Origin of the sequence: Metabacillus sediminilitoris (genome assembly GCF_009720625.1) — a bacterium.
GTDB classification, from domain to species: Bacteria; Bacillota; Bacilli; order Bacillales; family Bacillaceae; genus Metabacillus; species Metabacillus sediminilitoris.
Window position 1 is genome coordinate 3,180,391 of sequence record NZ_CP046266.1, and the last position, 15,926, is coordinate 3,196,316.

Here is a 15,926-nt window from a genome sequence, read left to right on the forward strand (position 1 = left end):
TTTTTTTGAATCCAGAGGCTAATCTGATGCTTCATTCTTTACTTAATCGATCCCTTCATGACACCGCTAATAATCCATTTTTGCGCAAAAATGTATACGATAATCATTGGTGCTAATGCCATTAAATAAGAAGCAAAGGCAAGATTATAATCTGTACTGAACTGTGATTGGAAAATGTACTGAACAAGCGGTAATGTTGCCATATCTCTGTCACTTAATAAAACGAGTGGAAGCATGAAATCATTCCAAGCGCCAAGGCAGGTAATAATAGCTACTGTTGCATTCATTGGTGCTAATAGCGGGAAAATAACTTTCCAGAAAACACCCCATGTACTAGCTCCATCGATAACAGCTGCTTCTTCTAATTCTTTTGGAATTGAGCGGATATATCCAACATAAATAAACGTGTTAAAAGATAAGTTGAAAACAACATATAGTATTATTAATCCAACTAGATTATCCATTCCCCATGCACTTGTTTGTTTTACAAGCGGTAACATGATGATAGGAAAGGGAATAAACATGGCACTAACAAAATAATAGAATAATAGTTTATAGAATTTTTTGTGCATATTACGTGCAATAGCATATGCTACTAGTGAGTTCGTAAGTACCGTAAAAATCACAACAAAGAATGTAATAAATACAGTGTTTCCAAGAGCACTAAAGAAATTTGTCATTTCAATTGCTTGTGTAAAATTATCAAATGACCAAGATTTTGGCAGGGATAATAAATTTCCTGCCATTTCTTGTGGTGTTTTAATTGCGATTGTAATCGTTAAGTACAATGGCAGCAAAATAAGTAAAGAACCTAAAATTAAGAGAGTGGTAACAGGCCAATTTGTTTTTTTATTCATCATTAGTTTTCCGCCTCTCGTTTTTCTAAGAATTTAAGCTGAACAACAGATATGATAACAATGACGACAAAGTAGATAACAGCATTTGCCGATTGGTAGGCAAACTCTCCACCTTCGAAACCGCCACGATAAATTAATAGAGAGATAGATTCTGTTGATTTACCAGGTCCTCCGCCAGTCAGGGCAACGATTTGATCGAACACCATTAAAAAGCCCTTCATTGCTAATACCATATTAATCGTGAAAAACGGCGCAATTAACGGGAAGGTTATTTTCCAAAACTTTGTCCAAATTCCTGCCCCATCAATGCTTGCAGCTTCATATAAGTCTTCTGAAATTGTGACAAGGCCAGCTAGATAGAGAATCGTATTAAAGGCAACTGACTGCCAAACGGCTACGACAACAATTCCAATCCAAGCAAGCTTTGGATCTCCTAAAATATTTTTCGAAAGTGCTTCAATTCCTAAGCTTTCTCCAATCCCTGGAAGGAAATGTGTGAAAATAAAACTAAAGATAAAACCAACTATTAAAATACTAAGTATATATGGAAGAAAATAGATCGCACGCAGCGTCTTTTGAAATTTTATTTTTGAATTTAATCCCATCGCTACTAGTAAGCTAAAGATATTAACTAGTATTGTGGAAATAATGGCGAATTTAAATGTAAATCCATATGCATCAAGTGCACGATCGTCCTTAAAAACATTTAAATAATTTTTCAATCCTACAAAATCCCAATTTCCATACCCTTTCCAATCAGTAAAGCTGTAGAAAATCCCTTGGAGGGTCGGATATGTGTGGAAAATGAAGAAAAGAAGTAAAGCGGGAATAGCGATCGTTAGAAATACGGAATTTTTCTTTTTCATCATAACCTCTCCTTTTATAAACAAATACATGAACTCTTATTAAACATAACTTGAGCATAAAACGCTCCTTAATAGAAGGTTTCAAACCTTTTATTAAGGAGTGGCTTATACTAACCATTCCTAGTATTTAAAGAAACATGAATGAGAGAGATTCGGGCACCAACACGATGATGCCCCTTCCTCACAATATTTTTAACGATTTTGTACTTTCTCCCACTCTTTATCAAGCTTTTTCAAGAATGCATCTTTCTTTTGTTCAATGAAGAACTCTTGAACAAGGTTTTCTGCACCCATACCAGCTGGGTAATAATGATCTGGGAAGCTTGTAATTGCTCCTGTTTCAAAGTTTGTTTTAATTCCTTCAAAAACAAGATCTTCTTGGAATACATCTTGAATAGCAGAAAATGCCTTTTGTTCGTCAATATAACGTTTCGCCGTATCTTTACTCATCATAAATTCGATAAATTTCATTGCTTCTTCTTCATGCTCAGTATCTTCACTCATAGTAAGAAGTACATCTACACCAGAAACTAGTTTATTTTGTGCTGGATCATTATTAACAGGCATCGGAAATACTCCAAGCTCCATATCTGGATTTGCTTTTAAGATTTCTGGAATTGCCCAGTTTCCTTGTATATACATAACACCTTTACCACTTGCAAAAGCATTGTTACCGTCACCATATGCAACACCAAGATTATCTTTATGTCCATATTGAATAAGTGTTTGCATTTTATCAGCTACTTCATCATAGCTTTCAACAAATGTCGTTTTACCTGCATTTTTCTTTTCAGCGAAGTCTTCACCTGCAATATTTGCACCAAGTGAGTTCCATGCTATCATTCCTGTCCAAGCATCTTTTAACGTAAAGTAGATCGGAATTTCCCCTGCAGCTTTCGCTTTGTCTAAGACAGCAATAAACTCATCCCATGTCTTTGGAACTTCTAAGCCTAACTCTTCAAACTTCTGTTTATTGTAAATGACAGTGTTTGCATTTGTAGCATATGGAAGCCCAAAAACCCCTTCTTCTTCAGTGCCAACTAAGCGGCCAACCATGTCAACATATGATGGTTGAACTGTTTTTAAAATTTTAGAATCAGTGAAATCGTGTAGGACACCAGCTCGTCCTAACTCACCATATGTCGCATTACCAGCAATCGACATAATGTCTGGCATATCATTTTTTGTTAAACGCGTCTTTAAAACCGTTTCAGCTTCCGGTGGTGCATCAAGCTTTATTTTGATATCTGGATTTTGTTTTTCAAATTCTGTAATTAGCCCTTTGTAAGTGTCAATACTTTCAGCTTTATTCGAGAATAGTTCAAGTGTAACTTTTCCGTCTGCATCTTCACCGCCTGAACTACATCCAGCAAGTATAGTTGCACCTAACGCAAAAACAGCCATCCCTTTTGTCACTTTTTTAAACATCATATTTCCCCCTAAATGTATAAGATTAATAGTAAACGAACTGACTTCTCACTTTGATTAAATCAGTGAGTAAACGTTTACTATTTTAGATAAAAAAATAATTAGTTATTTACGTAAAACTTTAAGTAAACGTTTACGTAAAAGTGTAAAAAAATTATTTATTACTTTCTCTCTTTTACACTATTTCTTTCTTTAATTTGATGTGGCATGATACGGCTTTTAACTACTTTATCATGATTCAATATTTCAAATAGCATATTGGCTGCCACTTCTCCCATTTCTGTTAATGGCTGTGCGACAGAAGTTAATGGCGGTATGGCCATTTCTGCAATACTTAAATTATCATAGCCGATAATCGACAATTCATCAGGAACCTTTATTCCAAGCTGATAAGCAGCTGAAATCGCGCCCATTGCCAACTCATCACTTGCAGCAAAGATGGCTGTTATGTCTGGTGACTGGTCTAGTAGTGTTTTTAAACTCCCTAAACCATCTGAAAAACTAAATCCTTGGTTCGTCACAATTTTCTGTTCATCATATGGCAGGTTATGATCCTGAAGGGCACTAATGAAACCATCAATTCTTGGTCTGCCAGCAATTAAATCATCTTTATTTCCGCTAATCATCCCAATATCTTTATGGCCTTGTTTTATTAAGTACTGTGTAGCTGTATAAGCTGCATGGCGATCATTTACTTTCACATATGGAACATTGTAAGCATATGATTCAGTTGACAAAAGCACTAATGGGACATTCATCTTGCTAATATATTGATAGTACTCGTCAATTAATGGTGCACTTGTGAAAATAATGCCATCAATTCTTTTTTCATTTAACAATTGAAGATATTTCATTGTTTTCTCGCCATTTGACTCGGTATGACAAACAATTAGACTTGATCCCGCCTCATGTGTCGCCTTTTCGATGCCACTTAAGAGATCTGTTACAAACGTACTTGAAAGTTTTGGAAAAAGAACTCCAATTGTATGTGTACGTCTATTAATTAAACCTCTTGCAACAGCATTTGGCTGATAACCCAATTCTTCGATGGCCTCAAGCACTTTCTTTTTTGTTTTTTCTGAGTATCCAGTCTGATTATTAACGATTCTTGAAACCGTTGCAATCGATACATTCGCTCGCTTTGCCACGTCCTTTATGGTAGAAGACAATTTCCCACCTACTTTCCTAATAACGAAAACGTTTACGTGATTATATTAGCACCTTATGAAAACCTTTTCAAGCTTTTTATTTAGGCTTTTTTTTAATTTCATTGTTGTTCTGTATAAAAAATAAATAAAAGCAGGAACAAGGAGATGCGGAGACATCAGACTCCCCGGCGTAGCCATTTTTGCGATTATCAATATTACAATTAAACACGATCCTTATTTGCCATTATAATAAATAAAATAGATCTAAATAGATAAACTTGTTATTTTAACGATAATTTTTAAAGAAAAAAAGATACTCTTCTTCCTATCATTAATCGACAATGACTTCATAGGTTCTTTTCATTTTCTCATATGAACTTTCTTGACTGTTGCTTAAGAACAAAAGCTTTAGGTAGGTGCCATTATTCCCCCCAGCTTTCAAAAAGTTTTATGTTTTAAAAACGTAAAAAAAGCGCCTCAAAAGAGTCGCATTTTTTTCTAGTTTAATAGCTTTATCGAAATAACAAATGCTGGCTATGAACGCCCGCTTTTTTTAATAGCGCTTTCAATTCATTCTGTTCTTCTGTTGATAGACCTGAAAAAGCACGGGCAATGCGGATTGCATGAATTGGATAGATTTCCTCAAGGTAAGCATGTCCTTTGTCTGTTAATTTAGCATAAATGGAACGCTTATCTTTTGGATCTTGTTCACGATAAATAAATTCATTTTTTTCTAGCTTATCAATGACATATGTAACATTACCGCTTACTAATAGCAATCTTGATCCAATTTGTTGCAATTTTTGTGGACCTTTCGTGTACAGCAGTTCTAATACAGCAAATTCTGTAGGGTTAAACCCATGTTCTTTACTATCTCTTATTGAATGCTCGGAAATACTTTTAAATGCTCTTGCAAATATTCGAAACAAATCTAATGCTCTTTGTAACTCTTCTTCAGTGTATGATTTCATCCCATCGCCCTCTTTATTTCCAAATTAATCTAAAAAGTAATATAATTTTTACATGAAAATTTTTTGTACAATTATTATTTTACTATGATTTTACTTTAATTAGAAGTTTTTTTAATTCGAAAAATTGAAAAAGATATAAAAATAGCTTGAAATATATGATTAAATGTGGAGGTTTCTGGATGCAAGATGAGATTTTACATTCATTAAGAAGGATTGAAGAAGAAGAAAAGATTCAAATTCACTTTGCATGTGAATCTGGAAGTCGTGTATGGGGCACCCAAGCAGCTGCTAGTGATTTCGATGTTCGGTTTATTTATAGTCACAAAATAAATTGGTATTTACAAATTTATGAAGGCCGTGATGTAATCGAAACGTCATATCATCCAAAAGTTGATCTAGTTGGCTGGGATTTAAAAAAATCATTAAGACTTTTGCAAAAATCGAATCCAACACTTCTTGAATGGATCAATTCACCCATCACATATATAAGGAATGATCCTTTCATCACTGAATTAAAAAAGCTGGCAATGCTGTCATTTTCACCCACTCCCACAGGCTTTCATTATTTAAATATGGCTAAGAAAAATAATCAACTCTTACAAAAGAATCAGGATTTCACCACAAAACGTTATTTAAATATATTGAGACCTTTATTCACATGTTTATGGATCTTAGAGTATAAAGAAATGCCTTTTATTGAAGATGTTTCTTCCCTATTTCATCATTTTTTACAAGATCAAGCTATCCTTAAACATGTTGATGATTTAATACAGGCTAAAAAAGAAGGACAGACTCTATTTCATTCTGAATTAATTAATCTTTACATAGAAAAAACGATTCCGTTTATTGAAGAAAAGGTAAAAAAATTAAAACATCAAAACGTAGACATGACAAACGATTTAAATCAATTTTTTCTTAAAACACTAAACAATCCAACAGGCAATCATCATTAAGAGAGCCCGTATGAGCTCTCTTCCCTCTTTACATTTCAAATGATTTAGCACCTTTTCTCTTAACTTGCGGATCATTATGATAAAAGTAATTGTATTCATTTTTTAATTCTGTTAAGGTCATATTCTTCATGACTTCTTTATTATATACACCTATTGCCAGTAATTTTTCAGAATAATAATTCCTTTGCTCTATAAGTGCATTTTGTAGCATTTTGCTCATGGCACTCATCTCCATTTATTTTTTTTTGCTACCTTTAACTTACCTCAAAATTGTTATCAGACGATTAATATAATGTAAAGATTTGCTTTTAAGTTATTAATTTTGTTTAAATTTGTTTAAACTTTTGAAAAAAAGTCGAGAATAGTTTCAACTAATCAAGGAGTTGAAACAATGACAATTAGAGTAGTAGCTATGCAAAAACAAGGAGTAAAATCAAAAGTTTTTTATTTAAATCCATCTGAACCAAAATCACAACAATTGTATATGGCTGTTATAGACAATGCTTTGAAGATTGAGATATTGACTGTTTTTAATGATAAAACAAATGAATATGAAGAAGTCACATCCCTTTTCCAGACTAGCTTTTTAAACAACCTTGCCCAACAGATCACAACTCAGCTTATCTACCATAACCAAGCAAAAGCATTATGATTAATCTTCACTCTCCTCACACCTTTCTACAACCGGCCAATCCCCTTTAAATTTATTTTCCACATTTTCACCATGACAAAACTACATTGCACCTTCATTATTTTCCATATATTAATAGTTTTAAGTTATAAATTAATCTAATTGTAATTTTTCTGACAATAAGATACACTATTAGTGTTATAAAACCTAACACCGTTTTTTGTTTCGAATATGTTTGTTAGATTTCATTACAACAAAAGTGCGATAACTTACATGTGAAGGTATACTGTAAATAACAATGATTCTTAAGGGGTGGGGTAATGAATCCGCAGGACCGCACTTATAAGGATAAGAAAGTGATCTCAATTGGAACCGTCAGTGAGTTAACTGGATTAACCTTAAGGCAAATTCGTTATTATGAAGAAAGAAAATTAATATCTCCATATCGTAATGAGCGCGGTACAAGGAAATATTCGTTTACTGATATTGAGACATTAATGGATATAGCAGATAAACGAGAGGACGGCGTGCAAACGACTGAAATTTTAAGAGAAATGAGATTAAAAGAAAAGAAGCGTGAAAGTGAAAAAGATCTTAAGAAAAGAATGCTTCAAGGACAATTAAATGCACAATTTAAATTAGGTCGTGGAAATTAGATCAAGCACGATCAACGCTGCAGAATTTACGTGAATAGAGCTGCAGCGTTTCTATTTCTACATTACACCCTTCTTATCTACTAGATCATATTCCTTACACATGAGTATATTCAGTTTGATTAGACTTACCATTTCCTATATTCCCTCCCAATACCACATTCAATATCTACCTTTCTCATTCAGAATGAAACACTGTATATAGTATTTCATTAAAAACCACTTAAAAATTTTCGCAATTAACCTTACTATAGGTAAAAAAATCCGATAATTGTATTACCAGGACTTTTCCACTATGTAAAGTTTAATGCGAGGCGTTCATTATGAAAACGATTGATGTTGTAATTAAAGAATACCGGTAACAAATGATAAAAATCACAAAAGAAAACGGGCTACACTTCATCGAACAATAATGGCAAGTCAACACCTGGATCACTTGCTAAATATAAAAATGAATGAAGAAAATTCATTCCTACAAGATAAAGAGCCTGAAAAAAGCCATATCGTATGATCATGTACATCAATTATTCATTATTGATGTATTTTTTTAGCCGTTGATCAGACACCCCCCCTCTTATATGAATAGCTTTTTAAAATGTTTGGCTTGTAATCTAACTCCATTTCTCCATATTATTAATTAGTGGCACTTTTATGCCAAATCGGAATCTAATTAGGATGTGATCGATATGACAGCAAAAATTATATGGTTAAGTAAAGGGACGCCAAAAACACTCTCCTATAACGGAACAGAGTACCGTTCTGGAATTTCAAAAAAACAAGTTGATAAACTAGAGGTTTTATCTCATCGTGTTGATGGTGATGATGTTGAAAATCATGAGTTTCATGGCGGAAGCGAAAGAGTTATATGTGTTTATCCATATGAACACTATGCACATTGGGAAAAGCTTTATGGAAGAAGTCTACCAAATGCTGCATTTGGCGAGAATCTTACACCAACCGCAATGGAAGAAAAAGATGTCTGTATTGGCGATGTGTTTCAAATTGGTACAGCAATTTTACAAGTATCACAAGGCAGGTTTCCATGTTCAACGATTAATAAACATGCAAACATTAACACACTATTAAGTAAAATTGTTGAAGTGGGTTATACTGGATATTTCTTTCGCGTATTACAGGAAGGCACAATTACTTCAGATTCTGCAATAACATTACTTAAAAAGCATCCTAAAGAAATTTCGATTGCAGCCATTCATCATACATACTTTTTTAATAAAAAGGATCTTTCCCAAATAGAATCCATTCTCTCGATCGATGAACTTGCTTTAGAATGGAAAGAAAGAATGTTAAAGCTTTATAATCAGGCAAAACAATGATAGATTCTTAGCTATAAAGTCAAAACTCTTATTTCTCTTACGTTTTCAATTCTCTCTAGTTCAAAAAGATCAAAAATAAAAATTTTAAAAATATTTCATTGACTAGCAGAGTAATTATGTTATAGTTAGTACTGATTTTAACTTAATACCATTTTCTACTAGGGGAGTCCATTAGCTTGGACTGAGAGAAGAACGCGCTTGAAGTTCTTTGACCCTTTGAACCTGATCTGGATGATACCAGCGTAGGGAAGTAGTAACAGTTGTTAAAAGGACATTTCTTCGTTCCTTTTTACAGTTATTACCTACTCCAAACGGGTTCTGAATATCAGAATCCGTTTTTATTTTGCCTTTCGCTGTTTCTGAAAGAATTCATGTTCATTCACTTATGAGGAGGAGTATCATGAAAATTAATATCAAACAGCCATTTCCAGGAAGTAAAAAGGTTTATGTTCAAGGAAGTACCCCTGATGTTAAAGTACCAGTAAGGCAAATTTCTCAAAGTCCAACAAAAAATACATATGGTGAGGAAACAAATCCACCTATAAGAGTATACGATACAAGCGGGCCTTATACTGATGTAACCGCTGAAATTGATATTCGAAAAGGGCTGCCAAGAATAAGAGAGAAATGGATTTTAGCTCGAAACGATGTGGAACGATATGAAGGTCGTACTGTAAAGCCTGAAGATAATGGCTATAAATTGACGAAGAAGCAAACAAATTTAGAAGTATTTCCATCACAACATATAAAACCAATAGTGGCCAAAGAAGGAAAAAGCGTCACACAGCTTCACTATGCTCGTAAAGGAATCATCACTCCTGAGATGGAATTTATTGCGATTAGAGAGTCTATGGAACCTGAATTTGTTCGCCAAGAGGTAGCTGCAGGACGTGCCATTATCCCTGCTAATATCAATCATCCAGAAAGTGAACCAATGATTATCGGAAAGAATTTTCATGTAAAGATCAACGCAAATATCGGAAATTCCGCTGTTTCCTCATCGATTGAAGAAGAAGTGGAAAAGATGACATGGGCAACTCGCTGGGGTGCTGATAATATTATGGACTTATCGACTGGTAAGGACATACACACAACGAGAGAATGGATCATTCGTAACTCTCCTGTTCCTGTAGGGACGGTACCTATTTACCAGGCTTTAGAAAAAGTGAACGGTATTGCTGAAGATTTAACATGGGAAGTATATCGAGACACACTAATTGAACAAGCTGAACAAGGTGTTGATTATTTTACTATTCATGCTGGCGTGCTGCTTCGATATATACCACTTACAGCAAAACGTACAACAGGAATTGTATCACGAGGCGGTTCTATTTTAGCACAATGGTGCCTTGCTCATCATAAGGAGAACTTTCTCTACACACATTTCAATGAAATTTGTGAGATTTTAACGAAATATGATATTTCTATCTCACTTGGTGATGGGTTAAGACCTGGTTCTATTGCCGATGCCAATGATGAAGCACAATTTGCTGAACTAGAAACACTAGGTGAATTAACAGAAATTGCTTGGAAATATGATGTTCAAGTCATGATAGAAGGCCCTGGTCATGTACCGATGCATTTAATAAAGGAAAACGTCGATAAACAGCAGGAAATCTGTAAGGAAGCACCCTTTTATACATTAGGTCCATTAACAACAGATATTGCACCAGGCTATGATCATATAACATCTGCAATTGGTGCAGCGATGATCGGTTGGTTTGGCACAGCGATGCTTTGCTATGTTACACCTAAAGAACATCTTGGCTTACCAAATAAAGATGATGTACGCGAAGGTGTTATTGCGTATAAAATTGCTGCACATGCGGCTGACTTAGCAAAAGGACATCCAGGCGCACAAAATCGTGATGATGCCCTTTCAAAAGCAAGATTTGAATTCAGATGGCATGATCAATTCAATCTTTCCCTGGATCCAGAAAAAGCTCTTGAATATCATGATGAAACATTACCTGCTGAAGGAGCAAAAACAGCCCATTTCTGTTCAATGTGCGGGCCAAAATTCTGTTCAATGAGAATTTCTCAAGATATTCGACAAATGGCAACGAACGGCAATTTTTCCGAACAAGAAATGCTAGAAAATGGCTTAAAGGAAAAAGCAAAGGAATTTATTGACGGCGGATCTGTTATCTACAAATAAAGTCACATAACTTTGCTTTTATTTATCTTTCCCCCACCTTATTTACATACTTGGATTAAGGTGGGGATATTTCCTTCATTATAAAAATGATTTAAAAAATGGGTCATACCCTATTATATCAATTGTTTTGCCGCTAAATCGATGTTCATGTTTTGGCCGATCATGCTCTCCGTAAATCACTCCGCCGAATTGTGCCTCGAGCGGTTCATCATAATTATAAAATGTCCTCTCATCTATCAAATGATAATGCCCTCCACCTTCCAAAGGAATAGCAGGACCTGTTTTTCCATAAAAACGATGATAATGGCGGTTATCAAGAGTAGTAATGCCTCTAAACATGTGAATATGGCGATCTAAACGATTCCCATTGATTACTCTTACAATACCCTTCACAACATGATAATGACCTTTTGCATCCGAAGATTTCAATAAATAATAATGCGTATGATGTGGTTTAACAGCACCTATTAATAGATTCATAAACACCCCCCTCTACTCCTAACTTTAGCAAACAAACATCCTCTTGGAATAATTTATATAATCTTTCAAATAATACCCTCATAGACATGATTATTTGGAGGATTGGAAGTATGAAAAAAGCATTTTTAATAAGTATTGTCCTTTTGTTCTTTGTTCAGCAGACATCTTTTGCTGCTCCGCCACAAAATGAACTAGATCAATTGTTATCTGAATTAGACTGGACGATGAATGATCTGACAGACTATCTAGGTTATTATGAGCTTACAATTGATGATTTTGAAACAATAGAAGATCTAAAAGATATGCTTGGTACACCTATAACAAATGAGAATTTAGCTGATTTACTTCTCCAATATGAATTAACAAGACCTGAGATGGACACGATTTTAGCAGAGTTTGGAGAAACTTTGGATGACTATTATTTTATTGAAGATCTTGATATCGCCCTCAGCTTTTATTTAGGCCATGACGAAGAAATGGCTGAACTTGAAGAATTTATGGCGCTTATCGGGCTAACTGATGCAGAAGTAGATTCATTATTTACTCATTTTATGGAGCTTGATCAAGAACCTCTCGAACAACAAATGGAAGGAATCATAACTCGATTAGATCCATTTCTAATGATTGATGAAACAACAGAACTTACAGAAGCACAACAAGATGAATTAGTCTCCGTTTTACAAGATATGATGGGCATTTTAAAGCTGGAACCTCAATTTTATTTGGTTAATCGAAGCGGTGTTGAAACTCCTGTAACATTTAAAGAACTCATCAATATGGAAGAATTATATGGAAATGTTCTATTAATCCAACTATATCATACAAACGGCGGTCTTATTTTGGATATGCAGATGTCAGAGGAAATGCTTATGTCTGATTTTCTCTTCCAATCAGGAAAGGAATTTGCTGAAGTTGGAGATTTAGCTGGTGAGCTTACAACCCTATTCCATAACAAATTGCCAAACACTGCTTCAACATTATGGGCAAATATGTTATTTGGACTTTTATTAATCGGCCTCGGTATAATTGTATTTATGTTTTCAAAAAGAATTCACAAGGTTACTTAATGAAAAAAATAATTTCTTTCCTTTCAATTGGTTTTATTGTAATTGGCTTGTTTGTTTTTAGTTATCATGCTTATTGGATTATGATCGGAGTACAATCTGTTGATAAAATCAAAATAGAGCAAACCTCGTCTGCTGAGGCAAAAAAAGCAGAGATTATCCAACCCGTTCTTGCTCCTTATCCAGAAGATGGTGAAAAGATAGGGACTTTATCCATCCCAAAGCTAAAGCAAACTCTTCCTATTTTCCATGGAGAAAGTGAGCAGATTTTAATAAAAGGAATCGGCCATGTGAAAGGCACCGCTTTACCTGGAGAAAAGAGCAATACTGTATTATCTGGGCATCGCGATACGTTTTTTCGTCATCTGGACCGGTTACTTGTTGGTGACAAACTTATTGTCGAGAGACTCGGAACATATTATATATACAAAATCAAAAAAATTCGTATTGTTGATAAAGACGATGAAACGGTGATTGTACCAAAGCCAAGAAGCACATTAACGTTAACGACTTGCTATCCCTTTACATTTATAGGGCCGGCACCTCAACGTTATATTATTGAAGCAGAGCAAATAACGAAACCAAAAATCGAACGAAAAAAGGCTGAAAGTGGATAACATATCCATATCAGCCTTTTTTATTTTTCTATAGAATAAAACGCAATACTAGTTTTAATAAGTTGTAAAACGAAAAAGTTTTTGCATTAAATATAGAACATATTTAAAAACTGGTAATTTATCCTGATATTTTTCATAATCAGCTGTAAAAACTCCATCTTCATTTGTCCATAAACGATGGAAATAGTCATCTATTTCTTTCACTACTTCTGATTGGTTCGGTGCCACAATCTTTAGATTTGTTTCAAGATTGTAATTATCTAAATTTCTCTCAGTGAAATTTGCGGAACCACCTATAATAACCGACTCTTTATTTTTTTCAACATAAATCAATTTAGAGTGAAATTGCTCTTTCCCTGTATTATACCAACGGATTGTTATATTCTCCTCTGCTAGATTCATCAATTCTGCTGCAACAGGCAGATTCGGCAGTCCTATTTTTTCAGATCCAAATGCATTCTGGTTTGGGTCAAGAATGATATTAATTTTTACATTTCTTTCTGCAGCTGCTTTTAATTCTTCTAGGATTTCCGCATCTGCTAAATAAAACATGGCAAGCCAAATCGTTTCACCCTTTTTTGTCGCACTGATTGCTTCTATGATATGCTTTTGTATTTTTCCTTCCGTTAATAACTGGATCGCAATTTCGCCTCCACCAGATTTCTTATCCTCCAAATTTGGAAGACGATCAGATCCTGAAAAACTAGCAACTGCCTGTTCTGACTCAAGGATATCACCGATAACATGACCACTTACTTTAAAGGCAATATTCGCATGATATCCACTAGCATCATGAGCGTTTGCTGATGAAATAATCGCTTCATCTTCTGTTGCAATAACTTTTCTATGATTTGCTTTAATATTAAGTAATTTTACATAAGATCTTACCGTTACCTTTGGAGCATTTTCAGCTAACGGGTTTGGCAACCAACCAATTCCCTCCTGTCCAAACCATTGAAGGGCAACTCTCCATAGTCCTGAGTATAATGGATTAGGATCTCTTAACTTATTTAAATCAGTATAGGTGATAGGGACCCCATGTTTCTTTAGCGTTTCAAACAGCTCCACTTTATGTGAATTGTATGTCGTATTGATTTCATCAGTTATGATATGTACTTTTAGATGTGGATTTTTCTCTTTCTGTTCGATGATTTTTTTCGTTAAAATCTTACTTATGTTAGGATACTTATCATCATCATCTGTATAACCATTTAAAAGAAACATATCGATGACAATAAATTCCTCTGCTTTTTCAATTGTTTTAAAAATCTCCTTGAAAATCTCTTGTTTCATCCTCGTTTCACCATGAGCATCTTGGTAGGTAAGATCATATAAAAACTCCACATCTTTCACCATATGCGTTTGTCCTTCATATGCAACTCCATTTGGTAAAGATTTGTTTGTATGATAAAAATTTACACTAAAAAAGAGGATGACAAATAGCAGAATGACCCAAGTTGTTTTTCTCTTTAAAATCTCTTTAAGCTTTTCCATTGCTCCCCCACCGTTCTGTTCAAAAAAGAGGTTAACCACAAAGGGCAAACCTCTTTTAGAAAATAGATATGACTATATTTTTAAATGAAGATGTATCCCACTTAATACTTAACAAGTTTCACTAACATATGTGATAACATATGACGCTCATCTTCAGATCCAGCCCTCCAAAGTTCTTGAAGCAGCTTTTCCTCACGATTGCGCGGTGCTTCATGTTCCGCTAAATATCCCGCTACCTTCTGAGTCGCAAGTGCAAGCTGCTCCTCAGTTAGTCCCATTTTCTTACCTAATGCTACCTTGTTTCCAAGGAATTCCTTGAATCCTTCAAAATTTGAAAGGATTTCATCCTTTTCTTCTTGCTTCAAACCGTTAACAGCTCTTTCCACCTTATTAAGCTGTTCTGATTGATTTGTTTCATTTGATTGATCCATGAATATCCCTCCATTTTTTATTTTTTGCCTTTGATTATGACATTAATTAAATTGTTTATTCATTTGATTGTTAGATTGTGTCTCCTGTTCTTGACTTGTTTCAATTAGCTTTGAGCCTGTATCCTTCATATTTGTTTGAATATCTCTTAACTCTTCTTTCGCATCCTCCGCAAAACTAACAGCATCACTTGAGATTTCTTTTGCGTTTATGACAACATCAGAATTAATACGTTCGATTAATTGTTTTGCCTCTTGCATTGTGTTTTTTAATGTATCTGTCGCTTGCTTTACTTGCTCCATGATTTGATCCTTAACTTCATTAGGATTTTCTTTCACATGTGTGAAAACATTTTTCGACGTATCTTTCAAATCAACAGCCTTTGTAGCAACAGTTTCTCTTGTATTTTTATCAAGCAAAGTAATACATGCTCCAATGGCACCTCCAATAATCATACCTGTTACTAATTTACTTTTATTTTGATTTTCTTCAACCATGATATCTTGTCTCATTTTTATTACCTCCAATGTTTTTGTTATTTATGTTAGTTGTTCTATTCCCGAACTAAATCATTATTAAACTATTAATCTAAGAAATAAAACTCTCATCGATTAACTCTTACTTTTTCTAAAAGCTTTGTTAAATCATAATGTTGATAATGGCGATAACGTCCGATTAACATTCAACTCTTATAAAATCAAACTTATTGCCCTATCTATAAAAAATCTCTACTATATAAGATATAGAAAAAAGTTTATCATGAAATGAAACCTTTCTTTTTTCTATACGTAATACTATTGTCAGCAATATATCAATTACTATTGATGCATCTATTAGAGGAGG

Annotated in this window: 17 protein-coding genes and 1 riboswitch; of the genes, 7 read left to right on the forward strand and 10 right to left on the reverse strand. The window is 34.2% G+C overall.

What is annotated here, in order from left to right:
* Nucleotides 1-38 precede the first annotated feature (38 nt).
* The 5 genes from GMB29_RS15050 to GMB29_RS15070 all read right to left on the reverse strand — a co-directional run bounded on the left by GMB29_RS15050 (nt 39) and on the right by GMB29_RS15070 (nt 5,270).
* Nucleotides 39-857, reverse strand: coding sequence for a carbohydrate ABC transporter permease (locus GMB29_RS15050; protein WP_211091272.1), 819 nt, complete (start codon nt 855-857; stop codon nt 39-41).
* Nucleotides 858-859: 2 nt separating this feature from the next.
* Nucleotides 860-1,723 (reverse strand): carbohydrate ABC transporter permease, encoded by an 864-nt coding sequence (locus GMB29_RS15055; protein ID WP_136356702.1) that lies wholly within the window; start codon nt 1,721-1,723, stop codon nt 860-862.
* 192 nt (nt 1,724-1,915) lie between these two features.
* Complete coding sequence (locus tag GMB29_RS15060) at nt 1,916-3,151, reverse strand: ABC transporter substrate-binding protein (protein WP_227551363.1); 1,236 nt, start codon at nt 3,149-3,151, stop codon at nt 1,916-1,918.
* A 161-nt stretch (nt 3,152-3,312) separates the two neighbouring features.
* Nucleotides 3,313-4,320: a LacI family DNA-binding transcriptional regulator gene (locus GMB29_RS15065; RefSeq protein ID WP_136356706.1), complete on the reverse strand. Its 1,008-nt coding sequence runs from the start codon at nt 4,318-4,320 to the stop codon at nt 3,313-3,315.
* Between the two features lie 491 nt (nt 4,321-4,811).
* On the reverse strand, nt 4,812-5,270 hold the full coding sequence (locus GMB29_RS15070) for a MarR family winged helix-turn-helix transcriptional regulator (protein ID WP_136356708.1): 459 nt from the start codon (nt 5,268-5,270) through the stop codon (nt 4,812-4,814).
* Nucleotides 5,271-5,449: 179 nt separating this feature from the next.
* Between GMB29_RS15070 and GMB29_RS15075 the strand changes: the two genes are divergently transcribed.
* Nucleotides 5,450-6,223, forward strand: coding sequence for a nucleotidyltransferase domain-containing protein (locus tag GMB29_RS15075; RefSeq protein ID WP_168733921.1), 774 nt, complete (start codon nt 5,450-5,452; stop codon nt 6,221-6,223).
* A 28-nt stretch (nt 6,224-6,251) separates the two neighbouring features.
* Here the strand turns inward: GMB29_RS15075 and GMB29_RS15080 are convergent, their stop codons facing one another.
* Nucleotides 6,252-6,443: a Fur-regulated basic protein FbpA gene (locus GMB29_RS15080; protein ID WP_136356712.1), complete on the reverse strand. Its 192-nt coding sequence runs from the start codon at nt 6,441-6,443 to the stop codon at nt 6,252-6,254.
* Nucleotides 6,444-6,614: 171 nt separating this feature from the next.
* Between GMB29_RS15080 and GMB29_RS15085 the strand changes: the two genes are divergently transcribed.
* The 4 genes from GMB29_RS15085 to thiC all read left to right on the forward strand — a co-directional run bounded on the left by GMB29_RS15085 (nt 6,615) and on the right by thiC (nt 10,999).
* Nucleotides 6,615-6,875 carry a hypothetical protein gene (locus GMB29_RS15085; protein ID WP_136356714.1) on the forward strand — a complete coding sequence of 87 codons (261 nt, stop codon included), beginning with the start codon at nt 6,615-6,617 and terminating at the stop codon, nt 6,873-6,875.
* A gap of 299 nt (nt 6,876-7,174) precedes the next feature.
* The gene (locus tag GMB29_RS15090) at nt 7,175-7,510 is read left to right on the forward strand and encodes a MerR family transcriptional regulator (protein WP_136356716.1); all 336 of its coding nucleotides are present in this window, start codon (nt 7,175-7,177) and stop codon (nt 7,508-7,510) included.
* A gap of 683 nt (nt 7,511-8,193) precedes the next feature.
* The gene (locus tag GMB29_RS15095; RefSeq protein WP_136356717.1) at nt 8,194-8,841 is read left to right on the forward strand and encodes an MOSC domain-containing protein; all 648 of its coding nucleotides are present in this window, start codon (nt 8,194-8,196) and stop codon (nt 8,839-8,841) included.
* A 150-nt stretch (nt 8,842-8,991) separates the two neighbouring features.
* Nucleotides 8,992-9,107: riboswitch (TPP riboswitch) on the forward strand.
* Nucleotides 9,108-9,226: 119 nt separating this feature from the next.
* Nucleotides 9,227-10,999 carry a phosphomethylpyrimidine synthase ThiC gene (gene thiC, locus GMB29_RS15100; RefSeq protein ID WP_136356719.1) on the forward strand — a complete coding sequence of 591 codons (1,773 nt, stop codon included), beginning with the start codon at nt 9,227-9,229 and terminating at the stop codon, nt 10,997-10,999.
* 78 nt (nt 11,000-11,077) lie between these two features.
* On the opposite strand, the gene GMB29_RS15105 is transcribed toward thiC, so the two are convergent.
* On the reverse strand, nt 11,078-11,479 hold the full coding sequence (locus GMB29_RS15105) for a YmaF family protein (RefSeq protein WP_136356721.1): 402 nt from the start codon (nt 11,477-11,479) through the stop codon (nt 11,078-11,080).
* Between the two features lie 110 nt (nt 11,480-11,589).
* On the opposite strand from GMB29_RS15105, the gene GMB29_RS15110 reads away from it, so the two are divergent.
* Nucleotides 11,590-12,546, forward strand: a complete 957-nt coding sequence (locus GMB29_RS15110) for a processed acidic surface protein (RefSeq protein ID WP_168733922.1) — start codon at nt 11,590-11,592, stop codon at nt 12,544-12,546.
* On the forward strand, nt 12,546-13,160 hold the full coding sequence (locus GMB29_RS15115) for a class D sortase (protein WP_136356725.1): 615 nt from the start codon (nt 12,546-12,548) through the stop codon (nt 13,158-13,160). The genes GMB29_RS15110 and GMB29_RS15115 overlap by 1 nt, the downstream gene beginning before the upstream one ends.
* A gap of 54 nt (nt 13,161-13,214) precedes the next feature.
* Here GMB29_RS15115 and GMB29_RS15120 read toward each other — a convergent pair whose 3' ends face one another.
* The 3 genes from GMB29_RS15120 to GMB29_RS15130 all read right to left on the reverse strand — a co-directional run bounded on the left by GMB29_RS15120 (nt 13,215) and on the right by GMB29_RS15130 (nt 15,595).
* Nucleotides 13,215-14,654, reverse strand: a complete 1,440-nt coding sequence (locus GMB29_RS15120) for a phospholipase D family protein (protein ID WP_136356727.1) — start codon at nt 14,652-14,654, stop codon at nt 13,215-13,217.
* A 101-nt stretch (nt 14,655-14,755) separates the two neighbouring features.
* On the reverse strand, nt 14,756-15,085 hold the full coding sequence (locus GMB29_RS15125) for a DUF3243 domain-containing protein (protein WP_136356729.1): 330 nt from the start codon (nt 15,083-15,085) through the stop codon (nt 14,756-14,758).
* Nucleotides 15,086-15,127: 42 nt separating this feature from the next.
* Entirely contained in the window at nt 15,128-15,595 is a 468-nt protein-coding gene (locus GMB29_RS15130; protein WP_136356731.1) for a YtxH domain-containing protein, read from the reverse strand.
* Between the last annotated feature and the right edge of the window lie 331 nt (nt 15,596-15,926).

Coding starts and splice junctions, on each gene's coding strand:
- GMB29_RS15050 (WP_211091272.1), bottom strand. CDS start 857: ATGAATAAAAAAACAAATTGGCCTGTTACCACTCTCTTAATTTTAGGT.
- GMB29_RS15055 (WP_136356702.1), bottom strand. CDS start 1,723: ATGAAAAAGAAAAATTCCGTATTTCTAACGATCGCTATTCCCGCTTTA.
- GMB29_RS15060 (WP_227551363.1), bottom strand. CDS start 3,151: ATGTTTAAAAAAGTGACAAAAGGGATGGCTGTTTTTGCGTTAGGTGCA.
- GMB29_RS15070 (WP_136356708.1), bottom strand. CDS start 5,270: ATGAAATCATACACTGAAGAAGAGTTACAAAGAGCATTAGATTTGTTT.
- GMB29_RS15075 (WP_168733921.1), top strand. CDS start 5,450: ATGCAAGATGAGATTTTACATTCATTAAGAAGGATTGAAGAAGAAGAA.
- GMB29_RS15080 (WP_136356712.1), bottom strand. CDS start 6,443: ATGAGCAAAATGCTACAAAATGCACTTATAGAGCAAAGGAATTATTAT.
- GMB29_RS15085 (WP_136356714.1), top strand. CDS start 6,615: ATGACAATTAGAGTAGTAGCTATGCAAAAACAAGGAGTAAAATCAAAA.
- GMB29_RS15090 (WP_136356716.1), top strand. CDS start 7,175: ATGAATCCGCAGGACCGCACTTATAAGGATAAGAAAGTGATCTCAATT.
- GMB29_RS15095 (WP_136356717.1), top strand. CDS start 8,194: ATGACAGCAAAAATTATATGGTTAAGTAAAGGGACGCCAAAAACACTC.
- thiC (WP_136356719.1), top strand. CDS start 9,227: ATGAGGAGGAGTATCATGAAAATTAATATCAAACAGCCATTTCCAGGA.
- GMB29_RS15105 (WP_136356721.1), bottom strand. CDS start 11,479: ATGAATCTATTAATAGGTGCTGTTAAACCACATCATACGCATTATTAT.
- GMB29_RS15110 (WP_168733922.1), top strand. CDS start 11,590: ATGAAAAAAGCATTTTTAATAAGTATTGTCCTTTTGTTCTTTGTTCAG.
- GMB29_RS15115 (WP_136356725.1), top strand. CDS start 12,546: ATGAAAAAAATAATTTCTTTCCTTTCAATTGGTTTTATTGTAATTGGC.
- GMB29_RS15120 (WP_136356727.1), bottom strand. CDS start 14,654: ATGGAAAAGCTTAAAGAGATTTTAAAGAGAAAAACAACTTGGGTCATT.
- GMB29_RS15125 (WP_136356729.1), bottom strand. CDS start 15,085: ATGGATCAATCAAATGAAACAAATCAATCAGAACAGCTTAATAAGGTG.
- GMB29_RS15130 (WP_136356731.1), bottom strand. CDS start 15,595: ATGAGACAAGATATCATGGTTGAAGAAAATCAAAATAAAAGTAAATTA.